3 protein-coding genes are annotated in these 1594 nt (G+C 48.1%); all 3 read left to right on the top strand.

The window, feature by feature from the left end:
* Positions 1-129 precede the first annotated feature (129 nt).
* The gene (locus DXB92_RS13120) at positions 130-477 is read left to right on the top strand and encodes a DeoR family transcriptional regulator (protein ID WP_117734217.1); all 348 of its coding nucleotides are present in this window, start codon (positions 130-132) and stop codon (positions 475-477) included.
* Between the two features lie 6 nt (positions 478-483).
* Complete coding sequence (locus DXB92_RS13115) at positions 484-807, top strand: rRNA biogenesis protein rrp5 (RefSeq protein WP_117734216.1); 324 nt, start codon at positions 484-486, stop codon at positions 805-807.
* On the top strand, positions 797-1594 hold a 798-nt coding region (locus DXB92_RS13110; protein WP_147330083.1), incomplete at its 3' end, for a DUF2800 domain-containing protein. The genes DXB92_RS13115 and DXB92_RS13110, both read left to right, overlap by 11 nt.

Below are 1594 nucleotides of genomic sequence, written 5' to 3'. Positions count from 1 at the left end.
TCTGTACCTTGTCGGTGTTTTTATGCCTGTACAAATTGAAAATGTTTTGTGAATTCTTTTCAAACACGACAAAAGGTGTCGTGTTTGAGCAGTAGAATACAGTCGAACAATTAAGAAAGGGGGGAGAATATGAGTGCATCTGAACGCCGTGCTGAAATTATGCGGATTTTGGTTGGAAGACGGAAGTGCTATCTGTCTGATTTAGCACAGGAACTTGGTGTTTCAAAAAGAACCATTCAGAGAGACGTTCAGACACTTGTATTACAATACCCTCTTGAAAGTATTCATGGAAACGGCGGCGGAATTCGTCTTGCAGATTGGTATCATCCACATCGAAATATTCTGTCACAAGAGCAAATTCGAACGCTGCGGGAATTAAGTTCTTATGCGGATGAACAGCAAAAGAAGATTGTACAACAGATCATTTCTGCCTATGGAACGAATACATATTGTTCAGTTTGGAAAACGAAGGAGTGAAACCGAATGAAAACCCTCATAGATGTCCTTACAGCACTCAGCGATTTCGTAAAGGTCGCATCAGAGTGGGCAGAAAGTGCTTCCAAAGCAGAAGTGGAGACGTTTACACAGATTTATCCACAAAAAGAAGAAGCGGTCAAAAAAGCAGTGGAAAAGGCAATTACGTTGGAAGAAGTCCGCAGTGTTTTGGCAAATCTGTCCCGCAGCGGACAAAAGGAAACGGTGCTGAAACTGCTGCAAAAGTACGGCGGCAGTCGATTGTCTGAAGTTCCGCCAGAGCGGTACGCTGCACTGTTCGCAGATGCACAGGAGGCAGCCCATGCCGAATAAACACGCCATGCTCTCTGCTTCCTCCAGTGCCCGATGGCTGGCGTGTCCGCCCTCCGCACAGCTTTGTGCTGCCCTGCCGGATACCGTGACGGACTACGCCCGGGAAGGCACGTGTGCTCATGAGTTGGCAGAATATAAGGTGCAAAAACTGCTCGGAAATCTGACTCCCAATCCAACGGAGAACTTAGATTTCTACGACACGGAAATGGAAGACTGCACGGACAGCTACGCCCAGTACATCGCTGAACTGCTGGCAACCCTGCAAGAACCGATGGTCTTAGTGGAACAGCGTCTGGATTTCAGCCGCTACGTTCCCGATGGTTTTGGCACGGGAGATTGCGTGATTGTTGCAGAGAATGTTTTAACCGTCATCGATTTCAAGTATGGAAAAGGCGTGGCGGTATCTGCCGACCACAACTCGCAGATGATGCTGTACGCTCTTGGGGCGTTGGAACTATTCGATGCCCTCTATGACATTGCAGAAATCCGGATGGTGATTTTTCAGCCAAGAATCCAGAACATCAGCGAATGCACCCTGCCGCTGTCGAAGTTGCTGCACTGGGCGAAAACCGAACTGAAACCCAAAGCCGCACTTGCTGCCAAAGGCGATGGTGATTTCTGTGCTGGTGAACATTGTCGGTTCTGCAAAGTGAAAGCAACTTGCCGGAAACGGGCGGAGTACAATCTACAATTGGCGAAGTATGATTTTGCAATGCCGGACAAGCTGACCGATGCCGAAATTGAAGCAATTTTGGAAACTGCTGACCAGCTGGTTGCATGGGCTTCT

It is taken from the genome of Ruminococcus sp. OM06-36AC (genome assembly GCF_003438725.1).
Taxonomy (GTDB): Bacteria; Bacillota; Clostridia; order Oscillospirales; family Ruminococcaceae; genus Ruminococcus_C; species Ruminococcus_C callidus.
Note: the sequence above shows the minus strand (reverse complement) of the source record. Positions and strands in the feature narration are given on the sequence as shown.

Excerpts from the sequence above, each read along its gene's own strand:
- DXB92_RS13120 (WP_117734217.1), top strand. The coding sequence starts at position 130 with ATGAGTGCATCTGAACGCCGTGCTGAAATTATGCGGATTTTGGTTGGA.
- DXB92_RS13115 (WP_117734216.1), top strand. The coding sequence starts at position 484 with ATGAAAACCCTCATAGATGTCCTTACAGCACTCAGCGATTTCGTAAAG.